The 15,791-nt window shown below is 67.4% G+C and carries 19 protein-coding genes; 7 read left to right on the top strand and 12 right to left on the bottom strand.

Annotated features, from left to right (window positions below; translation table 11 throughout):
* Positions 1–32: 32 nt before the first annotated feature.
* A complete protein-coding gene (locus AC5P5M_RS09440) occupies positions 33–332 on the bottom strand; it encodes a hypothetical protein (RefSeq protein ID WP_128989068.1) in 300 nt (99 codons plus the stop codon).
* Positions 333–461: 129 nt separating this feature from the next.
* On the opposite strand from AC5P5M_RS09440, the gene ftsY reads away from it, so the two are divergent.
* Genes ftsY through AC5P5M_RS09425 form a run of 3 tightly spaced genes read left to right on the top strand, consistent with a single transcriptional unit; the run spans position 462 to position 3,143 of the window.
* Positions 462–1,763, top strand: a complete 1,302-nt coding sequence (ftsY, locus tag AC5P5M_RS09435; protein ID WP_065181286.1) for a signal recognition particle-docking protein FtsY — start codon at positions 462–464, stop codon at positions 1,761–1,763.
* A complete protein-coding gene (mutY, locus tag AC5P5M_RS09430; RefSeq protein ID WP_231107715.1) occupies positions 1,756–2,868 on the top strand; it encodes an A/G-specific adenine glycosylase in 1,113 nt (370 codons plus the stop codon). Before ftsY ends, mutY begins: the two co-directional genes overlap by 8 nt.
* 5 nt (positions 2,869–2,873) lie before the next feature.
* Complete coding sequence (locus AC5P5M_RS09425; RefSeq protein WP_065174958.1) at positions 2,874–3,143, top strand: oxidative damage protection protein; 270 nt, start codon at positions 2,874–2,876, stop codon at positions 3,141–3,143.
* An 18-nt stretch (positions 3,144–3,161) separates the two neighbouring features.
* Here the strand turns inward: AC5P5M_RS09425 and AC5P5M_RS09420 are convergent, their stop codons facing one another.
* The 10 genes from AC5P5M_RS09420 to AC5P5M_RS09375 all read right to left on the bottom strand — a co-directional run bounded on the left by AC5P5M_RS09420 (position 3,162) and on the right by AC5P5M_RS09375 (position 10,211).
* Complete coding sequence (locus AC5P5M_RS09420) at positions 3,162–3,611, bottom strand: DUF6491 family protein (protein ID WP_053517332.1); 450 nt, start codon at positions 3,609–3,611, stop codon at positions 3,162–3,164.
* A gap of 107 nt (positions 3,612–3,718) precedes the next feature.
* Positions 3,719–4,537 carry an ATP-binding cassette domain-containing protein gene (locus AC5P5M_RS09415; RefSeq protein WP_065174957.1) on the bottom strand — a complete coding sequence of 273 codons (819 nt, stop codon included), beginning with the start codon at positions 4,535–4,537 and terminating at the stop codon, positions 3,719–3,721.
* Positions 4,530–5,771 carry a lipoprotein-releasing ABC transporter permease subunit gene (locus tag AC5P5M_RS09410; protein ID WP_065174956.1) on the bottom strand — a complete coding sequence of 414 codons (1,242 nt, stop codon included), beginning with the start codon at positions 5,769–5,771 and terminating at the stop codon, positions 4,530–4,532. The genes AC5P5M_RS09415 and AC5P5M_RS09410 overlap by 8 nt, the downstream gene beginning before the upstream one ends.
* A 23-nt stretch (positions 5,772–5,794) precedes the next feature.
* On the bottom strand, positions 5,795–6,244 hold the full coding sequence (locus tag AC5P5M_RS09405) for a hypothetical protein (RefSeq protein ID WP_111185440.1): 450 nt from the start codon (positions 6,242–6,244) through the stop codon (positions 5,795–5,797).
* Positions 6,195–6,443, bottom strand: a complete 249-nt coding sequence (locus AC5P5M_RS09400) for an FAD assembly factor SdhE (RefSeq protein WP_053517299.1) — start codon at positions 6,441–6,443, stop codon at positions 6,195–6,197. Before AC5P5M_RS09400 ends, AC5P5M_RS09405 begins: the two co-directional genes overlap by 50 nt.
* A 90-nt stretch (positions 6,444–6,533) precedes the next feature.
* Positions 6,534–7,319 (bottom strand): succinate dehydrogenase iron-sulfur subunit, encoded by a 786-nt coding sequence (locus AC5P5M_RS09395; RefSeq protein WP_053517298.1) that lies wholly within the window; start codon positions 7,317–7,319, stop codon positions 6,534–6,536.
* A gap of 67 nt (positions 7,320–7,386) precedes the next feature.
* Complete coding sequence (sdhA, locus tag AC5P5M_RS09390; protein WP_053517296.1) at positions 7,387–9,177, bottom strand: succinate dehydrogenase flavoprotein subunit; 1,791 nt, start codon at positions 9,175–9,177, stop codon at positions 7,387–7,389.
* 31 nt (positions 9,178–9,208) lie between these two features.
* Entirely contained in the window at positions 9,209–9,595 is a 387-nt protein-coding gene (sdhD, locus tag AC5P5M_RS09385) for a succinate dehydrogenase, hydrophobic membrane anchor protein (RefSeq protein ID WP_053517295.1), read from the bottom strand.
* Positions 9,592–9,984, bottom strand: coding sequence for a succinate dehydrogenase, cytochrome b556 subunit (gene sdhC, locus AC5P5M_RS09380; protein WP_004153151.1), 393 nt, complete (start codon positions 9,982–9,984; stop codon positions 9,592–9,594). Before sdhC ends, sdhD begins: the two co-directional genes overlap by 4 nt.
* Positions 9,985–10,040: 56 nt before the next feature.
* Positions 10,041–10,211: a DUF1674 domain-containing protein gene (locus AC5P5M_RS09375; protein WP_074901279.1), complete on the bottom strand. Its 171-nt coding sequence runs from the start codon at positions 10,209–10,211 to the stop codon at positions 10,041–10,043.
* A 39-nt stretch (positions 10,212–10,250) separates the two neighbouring features.
* Between AC5P5M_RS09375 and ygfZ the strand changes: the two genes are divergently transcribed.
* Positions 10,251–11,123: a CAF17-like 4Fe-4S cluster assembly/insertion protein YgfZ gene (gene ygfZ, locus AC5P5M_RS09370; RefSeq protein WP_495205783.1), complete on the top strand. Its 873-nt coding sequence runs from the start codon at positions 10,251–10,253 to the stop codon at positions 11,121–11,123.
* A 69-nt stretch (positions 11,124–11,192) separates the two neighbouring features.
* Here ygfZ and AC5P5M_RS09365 read toward each other — a convergent pair whose 3' ends face one another.
* Entirely contained in the window at positions 11,193–12,275 is a 1,083-nt protein-coding gene (locus tag AC5P5M_RS09365; protein WP_065181281.1) for an ABC transporter ATP-binding protein, read from the bottom strand.
* Between the two features lie 354 nt (positions 12,276–12,629).
* Between AC5P5M_RS09365 and zwf the strand changes: the two genes are divergently transcribed.
* The 3 genes from zwf to pgl are packed head-to-tail and all read left to right on the top strand — an operon-like array spanning position 12,630 to position 15,789.
* Positions 12,630–14,066, top strand: a complete 1,437-nt coding sequence (gene zwf / locus AC5P5M_RS09360) for a glucose-6-phosphate dehydrogenase (RefSeq protein ID WP_495205782.1) — start codon at positions 12,630–12,632, stop codon at positions 14,064–14,066.
* On the top strand, positions 14,063–15,070 hold the full coding sequence (gene glk / locus AC5P5M_RS09355; protein WP_053517290.1) for a glucokinase: 1,008 nt from the start codon (positions 14,063–14,065) through the stop codon (positions 15,068–15,070). The genes zwf and glk overlap by 4 nt, the downstream gene beginning before the upstream one ends.
* Positions 15,067–15,789, top strand: a complete 723-nt coding sequence (pgl, locus tag AC5P5M_RS09350; RefSeq protein ID WP_053517289.1) for a 6-phosphogluconolactonase — start codon at positions 15,067–15,069, stop codon at positions 15,787–15,789. Before glk ends, pgl begins: the two co-directional genes overlap by 4 nt.
* Positions 15,790–15,791: the final 2 nt, after the last annotated feature.

The following is a 15,791-nucleotide window of genomic DNA, read 5'->3' as shown; positions in this document are numbered from 1 at the left end:
GGCGCTGGCTGGCATCTGCCAGGCCGGGCTGCTCAGGCCCGGCGATCCAGCAGCGACCCCAGCATCTGGTCCTGGCGGCGGACCAGCGAAGCGTTGGCGGCGAAGGCCACCACCTCCGCGTTTGCCGCCAGCAGATCAGCCAGCGGCGCGGCGGGATCGGCGCCGGCAGCGGTCACCCGGGTCTGCACCCCACCCTGCTCCACCGCCGCGCGCTGCAACTGCAGGCGCGGTGCATCGGCTGTCGCCAGGTTGGCCACGTTGTGCGCGGCCACCTGCACGCCTTGCCCTGCTGCCCGCATGCCGCTCCAGGCCGTTGCCATCACGTTGTCCATGGCGGTCTCCGGGCCACTCGGTGCAGCCCTCCGAAGCCATTAGCGGCTGCCCGGCCGCGACCTTGAGTCCACATCGGGCAGACGGGCCCGGGTGGTAGCATATCCCTCTGATTTCAGCGCCTTTTGCCAATGCTCAGTTTTTTCCGCCGCAAGAAGCCCCAGGACGCCGCCACACCGGACGCGCCCAAGACCCAGCACTACTCGGCTGAAGAGCTGGCGGCGGCATTCCCGTCGGCCGCGCCCGTCGAGGACACCACGGTCGTAGCCGACGCCCCGCCAGCCGTGGCTCCAGCTGAGGCGGTGCCCGTCCCGGCGCCGCCCGCCGCTGCCCCGGCGTCCCCGCCGGCGCCGGCAGCGACCGAACGCGTCCTGGCACCGGAAGACTTCGAGGCCGAGGCACGTGCCGCCGCCGCCGTGCTCGCCCCGCTGGCTCCGGTGATCCCCGCACAGCAGCCCTCCGCACCGGCCGCCGACCTGCCGGTGCTGGTGGATGCCGCACCGGCCCCCGCCGGCAAGTCCGGCTGGCGCGAACGCCTGCGCAACAGCGTCATCGCGCGCAGCTTTGGCGGCCTGTTCTCGCGCAATCCCAAGCTCGACGATGACCTGCTGGACGAACTGGAAACCGCGCTGATCACCGCCGATGTCGGCGTCGGTGCGACCACCGAGCTGGTCGAAGGCCTGCGCAGACGCATGAAGGCACGTGAGTTCGCCGATGCCAACGCACTGCTGGGCGCACTGCGTGCCGACCTGATCGCGATCCTGCAGCCGGTCGCCAGGCCACTGGTGATCGATCGCAACGCCAGGCCCTTCGTGGTGCTGACCGTTGGCGTCAACGGTGTCGGCAAGACCACCACCATCGGCAAGCTGGCCAAGCGCTTCAAGGACGACGGGCACAGCCTGATGCTGGCCGCCGGCGATACCTTCCGTGCCGCTGCCGTGGCCCAGCTGCAGGCCTGGGGCGAGCGCAACGGCGTGGCCGTGGTGGCCCAGGGCCAGAACGCCGACGCCGCCTCGGTGGCCTACGACGCGCTGCAGGCCGGCAAGGCGCGCGGCACGTCGGTGCTGATTGCCGATACCGCCGGCCGCCTGCATACCCAGTCCGGCCTGATGAACGAGCTGGGCAAGATCCGTCGTGTGCTCGGCAAGATCGATCCCGCTGCGCCGCACGAGGTGCTGATGGTGATCGACGGCACCACCGGCCAGAACGCGCTGTCGCAGCTGCGCCAGTTCAACGCCGCGGTGAACGTCACCGGCCTGGTGGTGACCAAGCTGGACGGCACCGCAAAGGGCGGCGTGGTGTTCGCACTGGCCCGCGAGTTCGGCATTCCGATCCGTTTCGCCGGCATCGGTGAGCGCCCGGAAGATCTGCGTGAATTCGATCCGGAAGCCTTCGTCGACGCGCTGCTGCCCGAAGCGCTTGGCAGTGCCTGAGGCCACCGTCGTGCCCGCGGGCGACCCGTTCGTCGCCCGCCTGCTGCACTGGTTCGACGACCACGGCCGCCACGACCTGCCCTGGCAGCATCCGCGCAGCCCCTATCGGGTCTGGCTGTCGGAGATCATGCTGCAGCAGACCCAGGTGGCCACGGTCATCCCGTACTTCCAGCGGTTCCTGCAGCATTTCCCGACCCTGCCCGCGCTGGCCGCGGCCAGCAACGATGCGGTGATGGCGCAGTGGGCCGGGCTGGGCTACTACGCCCGTGCGCGCAACCTGCATGCGGCGGCCCAGCGCTGCGTGGAACTGCATGACGGCGAACTGCCGCGTGATTTCGACGCGCTGCATGCGCTGCCCGGCATCGGCCGCAGCACCGCGGGCGCGATCCTCAGCCAGGCCTGGAACGACCGGTTCCCGATCCTCGACGGCAACGTCAAGCGCGTGCTCAGCCGGTATCACGGCATCGAAGGCTTCCCCGGCCTGCCAGCCATCGAAAAGCAGTTGTGGGCCATCGCCGAAGCGCACGCGGCCCAGGTGCCGGATGGCCGGATGGCCGACTACACGCAGGCGCAGATGGACCTCGGTGCCACCGTGTGCAGCCGCGCCAGGCCCGCCTGCGTGATCTGCCCGCAGCAGCAGGACTGCGTGGCGCGCCGCGAAGGCCGGACCGCCGAGCTGCCCACGCCGAAGCCCGGCAAGGCCCTGCCCGAACGCGAAGCCGTGGCCCTGCTGCTGCGCGATGCCCAGCAGCGCGTGCTGCTGCAGAAGCGACCGGAGACCGGCATCTGGGCGCAACTGTGGACCCTGCCGCAGGCCGACGCCGGTGAAGCGCTGCAGGACTGGTTCGATGCACACGTGGACGGCTCGCTGGAAGATGCCGACGAGCTGCCGGTGCTGCAGCACACCTTCAGCCACTACAGGCTGCACCTGCAGATCCTGTCGCGACAGGTACGCGGCCTGCGCGTGGAAGAATCCTCGCTGCGCTGGGTCACCGCCGACGAACTGCCGACGCTGGGCTTGCCGGCTCCCATCCGCAAGCTGCTTGATGGCACCGCGATCAAACCGCCACAACGCAGATCCAAGAAACCCCGCAACCACGAGTGAGTGCCATGCCCCGAACCGTCTTCTGCCAGTACGAACAACGCGATGCCGAGGGCCTGGACTTCGTGCCCTATCCGGGCGAACTGGGCCAGCGCATCTTCAACCACATCGGCAAGCAGGCCTGGGCGGCATGGCTGGCGCACCAGACGATGCTGATCAACGAGAACCGCCTGTCACCGCGCGACCCGAAGCACCGCGCGTTCCTGGAAGGGGAACTGGTCAAGTTCCTGTTCGAGAAGGACGCGGAGAAGCCCGCCGGCTTCATCCCGGAAGCCTGATCCGGAGATGGCGCCGGCCTAGTTCGCCGGCTCCTCGCGCTCCTGCACCTGCGCCTGCCGCAGCTCCTGTTCCGAAGCACGCAGCGCCTTCACGTCAAGCTTGCGGATGCTGCTGATGAAGCACGGCAGGCGCGGGCCTCCGGTCGGGTCCCGGACCAGCACCTTGTCGAAGCGGGCCGACACGCGGTTCATGCGGCTGGTCAGGCCAATGGCGGTCGCAAACGACAGATCCTGGCAGGGGCCGTTCAATTCCAGCAGGTAGGCCTCGCTGGGCCGGGTCCATACCGCCAGTGCACTGTCGCCCAGTTCGGTCCAGCCGTTGAGGCTGCCGAAGAACTGCATGTCATTCTGCGGTGCGCCGGCGTGCGCCCGGTACAGGTCCAGCCGCTCGGCACTGCTCAGGCGGCCGGTGGTCGCACACGCGGCCAGGGCAAGGCAGAGCCCTGCGATCACAAGCGGGGTCTTCATGTCGATCTCCACGGGGAACCGGGGGCCATCATGCGCCTGCCCGGGTATGGGCGGCGAGAATCCCGGCGCCACCGTTCAGGCGCCGGGAGGTGCACGTTGCCGGCCGCTCAGACGTCGGCGTGGGCCAGCTCGTGCAGGCGCCCTTCGCGCAGTTCCAGCACCCGGTCCAGGCGCCGCGCCAGGCCGCGGTCGTGGGTGACCAGCACCAGGCTGGTATGGCGGGCACGATTGAGTTCAAGCATCAGGTCGAACACGGTGCCGGCCGTGCGATCGTCCAGGTTTCCGGTCGGCTCGTCGCCCAGCACGCAGGCCGGATGGTTCACCAGCGCGCGCGCCACCGCCGCACGCTGGCGCTCGCCACCGGAAAGCTCACCCGGTTTGTGGTCCAGGCGATGGCCCAGCCCGACCGACTCCAGCAGCAAGGTTGCGCGCGCGGCCGCCTCCTCCACTTCAGGACGACCACGGACGAAGGCGGTGGCCCCGTTGACGATGCTGGCCAGCGCCGTCCCCACCACGCCCAGGCCGGCGAACATCGCCCGCTGCGACATCGGCGAATGCGAGCGGGACAGCAGCAGCGGCATCATCACGTTTTCCAGCGCGGTGAATTCCGGCAGCAGGTGATGGAACTGGTAGACAAAGCCCAGCGCCTGGTTGCGCAGCAGGCCACGTGCGGTATCCGACAGCGCCGACATGCGTTGACCGGCCACGTACACCTCGCCGGCACTGGGTACGTCCAGTCCCCCCAGCAGGTGCAGCAGCGTGCTCTTGCCTGCACCGGACGCGCCGATGATGGCCACGGTTTCACCCGCGGTGACGGTCAGGTTCAGGCCGTCGAATACCGGGGTCTGCATGCGCCCTTCGGCATAGATCTTGCCGAGGTGCTCGGCGCGGATCACTTCCTGGCCGCGGTCAAAGGCTTCATTCATAGCGCAGGGCCTCCGCCGGCTGGGTGCGTGCCGCCCGCCAGGCGGGATACAGGGTGGCCAGGAAGCTCATCAGCAGTGCGACCACGGTGATCACCACCACGTCGCCGGTCTGCATGTCCGTCGGCAGGCCGGTGATGTAGTACACGTCTTCCGGCAGCAGCTTGACGTTGAACACGCGCTCGATGGCACCGAGGATGCGTTCCAGGTTGAAGGTCAGGGTGATGCCGCCGATCAGTCCGGCCAGCGTGCCGAAGATGCCGATCAACGAGCCCTGCACCATGAACACCTGCATCACCCCGGCCGGGGTCAGGCCAAGCGTGCGCAGGATGGCGATGTCCGCCTGCTTGTCGGTGACCAGCATCACCTGCGAGGACACCAGATTGAACGCGCCCATGGCGATGATCAGCGACAGCAGGATGCCCATCACCACTTTCTCCATGCGCAGCGAGTGGTAGAGATTGGCGTTCTGCTGGGTCCAGTCACTCACGCGATAGGCGCCGCCGAGATTCTGCGCAAGGTCCACGCCGACTTCCAGCGAGCGGTCCATGTCGTGCAGCTTCAGGCGCACGCCGGTCGCGCCATCGGCGCGCAGTACGCGCTCGAGATCCTTCATGTTGGCGAAGCCGACGCCGCGGTCGACCTCGTTGTAGCCGGCCTCGAAAATACCGCTGACGGTGAAGCGTTTCATCCGCGGAACGGCGCCTGCAGGTGTGCCCTGCACTTCGGCGAAGGTCACCAGCACCTGGTCGCCGACATCGACGCCCAGCCAGATCGCCAGTTCCTTGCCCAGCAGCAGATTGAAGCTGCCGGGTTTCAGGCTGTCGTAGCTGCCCTTGACCACCTTCTGGTCGATCACCGACACCTTCGGCTCCAGTGCCGGGTCGATGCCCTGGATGATCGCACCCTGCACGCGCGGGCCGCTGATCATCGACTGGATCTCGATATAGGGTGCGGCGCCCGCCACGCGCGGGTCCTTGTTGGCCACGTCCACCACGCGCATCCAGTCCGGCATGGGCTCGCCGTCGCGACTGATGGTGGTGTGCGCCGTCATCTGCAGCAGGCGGCTGCGGATTTCCTTCTGGAAGCCGCTCATCACCGCCAGGGTGGTGATCAGCACCGTAACGCCGAGCGCGATGCCCAGGATCGATGCCATCGAAATGAAGGAGATGAAGCCGTTGCGGCGTTTGGCGCGCAGGTAGCGCAGGCCGATGGCCACGGGAATGGGTTTGAACATGCAGGCACGCCGGACGATTCAGCCTATGGTGCCATCGACCGGGCTCGACGGGAAACGGCGCGTGCGGCGACGGCCAGTCGCAGTTCACGTCGCTGCCCGGCATCGAGCACATCCGGCCAGAACAGCAGGCGCCGCTGCCGCCGCCCCTGGCGCCCATGCAGCAACAGCCACGGGCCACGGATCACCAGCTGTGGAGCGTCCAGCGCCTGCCCCGCCACCTGCAGCGGAGCGGGCAACGCCGGCAGGCACACCCTCACCTTCGGCCGGCGCAGGCGCCAGAAGAGCTCGGCCAGGCCCAGCGCCCAGACCAGCAGTACGACGGGAACCAGGGCGTCTCGGGGCAGATCCGAAGCGCGCAGCAGCCAGGGGGCGGCGAGCAGTACCGCCAGCTGGGCACCCGCCTGCAGCCGTGAAGGGCGCCACTCAAGGCTTGAGGGCGCGGATCCTGTCCATGAGCGGGATGGCGTGCGCATGCGGGCAGACCTCGTAGCCCATGAACCAGCGCCACAATTTATCGTCCTCACAGTCGAGCAGGAACAGGAAAACCTCGCGCTCTTCGGTCGGCGCAGCGCTCCATTCGCGGTCGAGGTAACGTTCGAACAGCTGGTCCAGTTCGCGCATGCCACGCCGGCAGCGCCAGCGCAGCTTCTTCAGCAGGGTCTCTTCATCCATTGCAGGCCTCCAGATACAGCGAAGCCACGCATGGCGTGGCTCGGCTGGGGTGCGTGCGACCGCCGTCGATGCGGCCGCATGCGGGATGGATCAGGCGCGACGCTCCATCATGAGCTTCTTGATCTCGGCAATCGCCAGCGCCGGGTTCAGGCCCTTCGGGCAGGTGCGGGCGCAGTTCATGATGGTGTGGCAGCGGTACAGCTTGAACGGATCTTCCAGATCGTCCAGGCGCGCACCGGTGTCCTCATCGCGCGAGTCGATGATCCAGCGGTAGGCCTGCAGCAGGATCGCCGGCCCCAGGTAACGCTCGCCGTTCCACCAGTAGCTCGGGCAGCTGGTCGAGCAGCAGGCGCACAGGATGCACTCGTACAGGCCATCGAGCTTCTTGCGGTCTTCCGGCGACTGCAGGCGCTCGCGATCCGGCGGCGCCGGGGTCTGCGTGCGGATCCACGGCTTGATCGAGGCGTACTGCGCGTAGAAGTGGGTCAGGTCCGGCACCAGATCCTTGACCACGTTCATGTGCGGCAGCGGGTAGATCGGCACTTCCTTCTTGCCGCAGTCCGCGATGGCGCGGGTGCAGGCCAGCGTGTTGGTGCCGTCGATGTTCATCGCGCACGAACCGCAGATGCCTTCGCGGCAGGAGCGACGGAAGGTCAGGGTCGGGTCGATCTCGTTCTTGATCTTGATCAGCGCGTCCAGGACCATCGGACCGCAGGCGTCCAGATCGACCTCATAGGTATCGGTGCGCGGATTGCTGTCGTCGTCCGGACTCCAGCGGTAGATCTTGAAGGTACGCACGTTCTTGCCGCCGTTCTTGACGGGGAAGTGCTGGCCCTTCGTGATCTTGGAATTCTTGGGGAGTGAAAACTCGGCCATGGCTGCTCTCGTTGGCTCAGGCGGCCCGCGCCCTCAAGGCGCGGATTGCATGGTAGGCGGGGTCGGATCAGTACACGCGCGGCTTCGGCGGCACCACGGACACGTCATCGGTCAACGTGTACATGTGCACCGGACGGTAGTCGAAGCTGCACTTGCCCTTCTCGTCGACGCTGACCAGGGTGTGCTTCTGCCAGTTGACGTCGTCGCGGTCCGGGAAGTCCTCGTGCGCATGCGCGCCGCGGCTTTCCTTGCGCTGTTCGGCCGAGTTGATCGTCGCCACCGCGTTGAGCAGCAGGTTGTTCAGCTCGTAGGTCTCGATCAGGTCCGAGTTCCACACCAGCGAACGGTCCGAGACCTTCACGTCCTGGAACGAATCGAAGATCTTGTCCATCTTCTCGCAGCCTTCCTTCAGCGTCTGGCTGGTGCGGAAGACGGCCGCGTCGGCCTGCATGGTGCGCTGCATGCGGTCGCGGATGACCGAGGTCGGGGTATCGCCGTTGGCGTGGCGCAGCTTGTCCAGCAGGCCCAGCGCCTTGTCGCAGGCATCGGCCGGCAGCGGCTTGTGCGCCGCGCCCGGCTTGATGGTCTCGGCACAGCGGTTGGCCACCGCGCGGCCGAACACCACCAGATCCAGCAGCGAGTTGGAGCCCAGGCGGTTGGCGCCGTGCACGGACACGCAGGCGGCTTCGCCGATGGCGTACAGGCCCGGCACCACGGCATCGGGGTTGTCGCCGACCTTGCGCACCACTTCACCGTGGTAATTGGTCGGGATGCCACCCATGTTGTAGTGCACGGTCGGGATGACCGGGATCGGCTGCTTGTGCACGTCGACGCCGGCGAAGATGCGGGCGCTCTCGGCGATGCCCGGCAGCTTGTCATCGATCACGCCCGGGCCCAGGTGGGTCAGGTCGAGCAGGATGTGGTCCTTGTGCTCGCCGACACCGCGGCCTTCGCGGATCTCGATGGTCATCGAACGGCTGACCACGTCGCGCGATGCCAGATCCTTGTAATGCGGTGCATAGCGCTCCATGAAGCGCTCGCCGCTGCTGTTGCGCAGGATGCCACCTTCACCGCGGACACCCTCGGTGATCAGGCAGCCGGCGCCGTAGATGCCGGTCGGGTGGAACTGCACGAACTCCATGTCCTGCATGGCGATGCCGGCACGCATGGCCAGGCCGCCACCGTCGCCGGTGCAGGTATGCGCGGAAGTTGCGCTGAAATAGGCTCGGCCGTAGCCGCCGGTGGCCAGTACCACGCCCTGGGCGCGGAACAGGTGCAGCGTGCCGTCGGACATGTCCAGGGCCAGCACGCCGCGGCAGACGCCTTCGTCGTCGAAGATCAGGTCGAGCGCGAAGTACTCGATCATGAAGCGCGCGTCGTGCTTCAGCGACTGCTGGTACAGCGTATGCAGCATCGCGTGGCCGGTACGGTCGGCCGCCGCGCAGGTGCGCTGCGCCGCCGGGCCTTCGCCGTACTTGGTGGTCATGCCACCGAACGGGCGCTGGTAGATCTTGCCTTCGGCGGTACGCGAGAACGGCACGCCGTAGTGCTCGAGCTCGATGATGGCCGGAATGGCCTCACGGCACATGTATTCGATGGCGTCCTGGTCGCCCAGCCAGTCCGACCCCTTGATGGTGTCGAAGAAGTGGTAACGCCAGTCGTCCTCACCCATGTTGCCGAGCGCGGCGGAGATACCGCCCTGGGCGGCGACGGTGTGCGAACGGGTCGGGAAGACCTTGGTCAGGCACACGGTCTGCAGGCCCTTGGCGGCCAGGCCGAACGTGGCACGCAGGCCGGCGCCGCCGGCGCCCACCACGACCATGTCGTACTTGTGTTCGGTGATCTTGTAAGCGGACATCTAGTCTGGATTCCTGTGTAGGTGCCTGGGCTCAGGCAACGCCGAGGGCGATGCGGCCCACCGCGAACACACTGACGATCATGCCGAGCACGGCGACGAACTTCACCGCGGTCTGCAGCACCAGGGCCAGCAGCGATTCGTGGATGTAATCTTCCAGCACGACCTGCATGCCGAGCTGTGCGTGCCAGAACATGGCGATCAGCAGGCCGATCAGCGGCACCGCGTTCCACGGCTTGGCGATGGCAGCAGTGGCGGTCGCGTAGTCGGAACCCAGCAGGCCCAGCACGAAGACCAGGAACCAGATCCCCAGCACCACCAGGGCGGCGGCGGTCAGGCGCTGGTGCACGAAGTGCTCGGTGCCGGTCTTGGCCGAACCCAGGCCACGCACGTTCTTCAGCGGAGTACGGAACTTGCTCACGCGGCACCTCCAAACATCACGTAGGCCCACACCAGCAGGGTGATCACCAGGCTGCCGATGACCGACAGCCAGCTGCTGCGGATGAAGGCGGGGATGCTGAAGCCGATGGCGAAGTCCTGCACCACATGGCGGATGCCATTGCACAGGTGATAGGCGAACGACCATGTCCACGCGAACAGGAACACGCGGCCATACCAGGCCCCGGCATGGCCGGTGAAGCAGTTCCACGAATCGGGCCCCATCATCAGGGCCAGCAGGCCCGCAGCGATGATGAGGGCACCAACAGACAGAAAGACGCCAGTGGCTCGATGCAGGATCGAGGTGGCCATCTGAATCTGCCAGCGATACACCTGAAGGTGCGGGGAAAGTGGGCGTTGTCTGGTCGCCATTCGCTGGGCTCGTTGTCTCGGCTGGGCGGCACGCGGCCGCGTTGGCTCAATGCTGATCAGAAATCGATGCAGCGTCCGTTTTTCTCCCAATCGCCATACCGCACCGGATCGAGTCCGCCGCGGCCGCCGAATTCCTCTGCCTTTTCCTGTTCCACGGGCACGGGTGCCGCAGGGACCAGCGGGGCTTCAGTTTCGTCGTCGGGAGTGGGGGTTGTTTGGCCTATCATGGTCGGTCTCGCAACGCACAAATTTTAGACCTCGTTCACGTGCCTGACAACCTGCCCCCTGCTTTCGTCGGATATCCACGCCTTCCGGGCCACCAGCTGGTGAGCCTGCAGGGCGTGGACGCAGCTGCCTTCGCCCATGCCCAGTTCAGCAGCGATGTCCTCGCTCTGCCCCAGCAGCACTGGCAGTGGAGCGCCTGGCTGAGTGCCAAGGGCCGCACCCTGGCGGTGTTCCAGCTGCTCCGGCTGGCTGAGGATCACGTGATGCTGGTGTTCGCCGATGGCGACGCGGATGCGACTGCGTCGCAACTGCAGCGTTTCGTGTTCCGCCGCAAGGTCAAGGTGCAGCTGCGCGACGATCTGGCCGTGGCCGGCGCGTTCACCGCACCGGAAGCGGCTACCGGCGCGGCGATCGCCGCCAATGCAGGCGGTTGGGAGCTGGACCTGGGCAGCGACGCGCTGCCGCGCGCGCTGCGCATCGGTGCCACTGACACCTTCCCGGCCGGTGGGCCGGACGACGACGCGGCCTTTGTATTGGCCTGGCGCCAGGCTGACCTGCGGTATGGCCTGCCCCGGCTGGAGCAGAGCCAGCGCGAGGTGTGGACGCCGCAGCAGTTGGGGCTGGACCGTCTGAACGGCTACAGCGTGAAGAAAGGCTGCTACCCGGGCCAGGAAATCGTCGCCCGCACCCACTTCCTCGGCAAGGCCAAGCGCGCGGTGCAGCTGCTGCACACCCATGCGCCGGCGCAGGCCGGTGACGGCGTGCAGCAGGACGGCGCGGCACTGGGCACGATCGCCAGCGTGGCCGGCGATCTCGCGCTGGCGGTGCTGCCGCTTGAAACGGGCGACGCTGCGCTGCAGGTCGGCGATGCGCCCGCGCAGCGGATTCCACTGCTGGATGGCCTGGCGCGCTGAGGCTGCGCCCCATCCACGCAGGGCGGGGATCTGCCGATGACGCCGGGCATGGCCCGGCGCCACCAAGTCTTACAGGCGCTCGCCGGTTTCCGCGTTGAAGAAGTGCAGGCCCTGCGGGTGGATCGCCACGCGGATGTCCTCGCCCACGGCCGGCAGCGCCTGCGGCGCCACCCGCATGGTCAGTGCATGCTGGCCGCTGCTGAGGTTGACGAAGATCTCGTTGCCGACCGGCTCGATGCCCTCGATGCGCGCGGTGAACGCATGCGCGTCGTCGCCCGTGGCGGGCTGCAGGTGCTCCGGGCGCACGCCGACGTTGATCGGCTTCTGCAGCCATGCGGGGTCGATCGTGGCCTGGCCCAGCGGCGCGCGCCACTCACCCTCGACCACCGTCACGCCGCCCGCATCGCCCTGCAATGTCCCGCGCAGCACGTTCATCGCCGGGCTGCCGAGGAAACCGGCCACGAACAGGTTGGCCGGGCGGTCATACAGCGCCATCGGCGTATCGATCTGCTGGATGATGCCGTCCTTGAGCACCACGATGCGCTGGCCCAGCGTCATCGCTTCGACCTGGTCGTGCGTGACATAGATCATGGTCGTACCCAGCTTGCGGTGCAGCTGCGCGATCTCGGTACGCACGCTGTGGCGCAGCTTGGCATCGAGATTGGACAGCGGCTCGTCGAGCAGGAACACCGCAGGTTCGCGCACCAGCGCGCGCCCCAGCGCAACACGCTGGCGCTGGCCACCTGACATCGCCTTGGGCAGCTTGTCCATCATCTCGGTCAAGCCAAGCGTCTGCGCCGCTTCGGCAATCCGCCTGTCGATGGTCGCCTTGTCGTGGCCACGCAGCTTCAGGCCGAACGCCAGGTTCTCGGCCACGGTCATGTGCGGGTAAAGCGCATAACTCTGGAACACCATGGCGATGTCGCGATCCTTCGGTGCCACATCGTTGACCACGCGGTCACCGATGCTCAGCGTGCCACCGCTGATCTCCTCCAGGCCTGCCACCATCCGCAGCAGGGTCGACTTACCACAGCCGGAAGGACCGACCAGCACCATCAGTTCGCCATCGGCGACCTCGAAAGTGGCGTCCTTCACCGCAACCTGGCCGTTGTCGTAGACCTTGCGCACACCCTGCAACTGCACTTTTGCCATATCACCTGATCCGGTCTGCCCGACGCCGGGCTGTCTTTTGGGACTGCCTCGGCCCTCCCGATGGCAGCAATGATTGCGCGACTGCCGCATGACGGCGAGCACTGCAATCGAATACAGTTGCCCATTCTGCCATGTAAACGTTTTCACGTGGCACTATCCGATGGTCGGTGCGCACCGACCTGCGTCGGCGGACAATGGAACGTTCGCCGGTGCGGTGGTTTCGCATGGAACGGCCTGCCGGTATCCCCTGCAGATCGCGTTCCGCGAACCTCGGACAGGCAGTTGCGCGGATGTCCCCCGAACCCAGCCATGAAGCGATTGACAACGATGTCACCCGGATCTGAAACTCGAGCCATGCACGACACCCTCTTCCTGTTCGGTGCCACAGGTGATCTGGCCCAGCGCTACCTGTTCCCTTCGCTGCTGCGCCTGCTTGGCGATGGTCTGCTGCCGGAGGATTTCCGCATCCGTGCGCTGGCCCTGTCCGGCCATGACACCGAGGCCTTCCATGACATCCTGCGTCCGCGCCTGCAGCAGGCCATGCCGATGGCCTCGCAGGACGACATCGCCGCGCTGCTGCGCCGCATCGACTACCGCTCGGTGGACCTGCGCGATGTCGACTCGGTCGCCGCCGCCGTCTCAGACCTGGTGGACCGCCGGTGCGTGAGCTACCTGGCCATTCCGCCGGGCCTGTACATCTCCACCTGCGAAGGCCTGGCCAAGGGGGGCGCCCTCGCCGCACCGGCCCGGCTGATGCTGGAGAAGCCGATCGGCAGCGACAGCGAAAGTGCCGAGGAAATCATCAGCACCATCGGCCAGTGGATCGACGAAGACCGCGTGTTCCGCCTGGATCACTATCTGGGCAAGGCTGCGGTGCAGAACCTGATCGCCCTGCGCTTCGGCAACACCCTGCTGGAGGCGGTGTGGAACCGCAACTACATCGAGTCGGTGCACATCCTGGTCGCAGAGAGCGAAGGCGTGGACGGCCGCGACGCGTACTACGCACGCTCCGGCGCCCTGCGTGACATGGTGCAGAGCCATATCCTGCAGCTGCTGTGCCTGGTGGCGATGGAACCGCCGGCGTCGCTCGAAGCCGACCGCATCCGCGACGAGAAGGTCAAGGTGCTGCGCGCCCTGCGCCCCCTCGACGCCCAGCATGCCGCCCGCGACAGCGTGCGCGGCCGCTATACCGCCGGCACCATCAACGGCCAGCCGGCACAGGCCTATCAGCCGCCGGAAGGCAGCGACGTGGAAACCTTCGCCGGCGTCACCGCGCACATCGACAACTGGCGCTGGTCCGGCGTTCCCTTCCATCTGGTCACCGGCAAGCGCCTGCCCGAGCGCACCACCCGCGTGGTGGTGACCCTCAAGCCGGTCACCCATTGGCTGTTCGAGCGCCCGCAGCGCGCGCAGGCCGCACCCAATCGCCTGGTGTTCCAGCTGCAGCCGCAGGAAAACATCGAGCTGGGCCTGATGAGCAGCCTGGCCGGTCCGGAATGGGGCGCGCTGGAACTGCATCCGCTGGAACTGGAGCTGTCGGTGCCGACGGGACTGCACCGCCGCATCGCTTACGAGCGCCTTTTCCTGGACGCCTTCAACGGCAACCATGCGCTGTTCGTGCGCGACGACGAAGTGCGCGCCGCCTGGGCGTGGATCGACAGCGTCGCCGATGCCTGGAAGGCAGCCGGCCTGCCGCTCCAGCCTTACCCTGCTGGCCAGTGGGGTCCGGCGGATGCCAGCGACTTCCTGCCACAGGGCGTGGATGCGCCGGACGCCGGAGCTTCGGCATGAGTGGCAGCTCGCAGCCGGTTCTGGTCGCCGACATCGGCGGCACCAATGCCCGCTTCGCACTGGCCGACACTTCGCTGGATGCGCCCCTGCAGAAGGACAGCATCCGCGAGTTCGCAGTCGCCGAGTTCCCGTCGCTGGGCGATGCCGCCCGCCACTACCTTGAGCAGGCCGGGGCCAGCGCGCGCCGCGGCGTGTTTGCCGTGGCCGGCCGCGTCGATGGCGACGAGGCACGCATCACCAACCATCCGTGGGTGATCTCGCGCAGCCGCACCGCAGCGATGCTCGGCTTCGACGAGCTGCACCTGATCAACGACTTCGCCGCACAGGCGATGGCCGTCGCCCTGCTGCAACCGCAGGATGTGGTGCAGATCGGCGGTGCGCACTGGACGCCAGCCGCACCGGGCCAGCCACGCAACTACGGAGTGATCGGCCCTGGCACGGGCCTCGGCGTCGGTGGCCTGGTGGTGCGCCACGGCCGCAGCTACCCGCTGGAAACCGAAGGCGGTCACGTCAGCTTCCCGCCGGGCACGCCGGAAGAAGTGCGGATCCTGGAGATCCTGTCCGAGCAGTTCGGCCGCGTGTCCAACGAGCGTCTCATCTGCGGTCCCGGCCTGGTCAACATCCATCGTGCGGTCTGTGAGATGGCCGGTGTCGACCCGGGCCATCTGCAGCCGGCCGACGTCACCGCCCGTGCCGCGCTCGGCGATCCGCAGGCGATGCGCACCGTGGATGTGTTCTGCGCAGTGTTCGGCGCCATCGCCGGCGACCTGGTGCTGATCCAGGGTGCCTGGGATGGCGTGTTCCTGACCGGCGGCCTGGTGCCCAAAATGCTGGATTCGCTGCAGCACTCCGGCTTCCGCCAGCGCTTCGAGCACAAGGGCCGGTTTTCCTCGATCATGGCGCGGGTGCCTTCGCTGGCGATCATGCACCCCTGCCCCGGCCTGCTGGGCGCTGCCGCCTATGCAGCCGATGCCGAACGTGACGCTCCGGGAGTTGCCGCATGAGCCCTGTCTTCCAGGACGACCGCATCGATTTTGTCAGTCACGGCGATGCCGATGGCTGGATCGAAGCGGTGGCCACCGAAATGGCACAGACCATCAACCGTGACATCAACGAAGTCGGCCGCGCACGCATCCTGCTGTCCGGTGGCACCACGCCGGCGCCGGTGTACCAGGCGCTGGCAGAAATGGAAGTGCACTGGGACCGCGTGGAAGTGAGCCTGGCCGATGAGCGCTGGCTGTCGCCGCAGGATCGCGACAGCAATGCCTGGCTGGTACGCGAGCACCTGCTCAAGCGCGCCGAAGGTGCACATTTCGACCCGCTGGTGCGCATCGGCAAGCCGCTTCCGGAATGCGTGTACACCGCCAATCTGCAGGCACAGCACAGCCAGCCGCCCAGCCTGGTCGCGCTCGGCATGGGCAATGATGGCCACACGGCCTCGTTGTTCCCCGGCTCGAAGGACCTGGCCCGCGCGCTGGAAAGCCCCCTGCCCTATGCCGCACTGGATGCGACCGGCTGCCCGGGCGCCAACCAGTGGCCGCTGCGGATCACGCTGACCCCGCACGGCCTGCGCCAGTGCCGCCAGCGCCTGCTGCTGCTGCGCGGCAAGCAGAAGCTGCAGGTGCTGCGGCAGGCGCTGGACAGCAACAATGCCCAGCAGTACCCGATCCTCAACGCAATCCACCTGGAAGGCGCGCGCCTGCGCGTCCACTGGGCAGATTGATG

The sequence above is a fragment of the Stenotrophomonas sp. YJH_SMC_106-19 genome (assembly GCF_059368375.1).
This window is presented reverse-complemented; position numbering and strand designations above follow the sequence as displayed.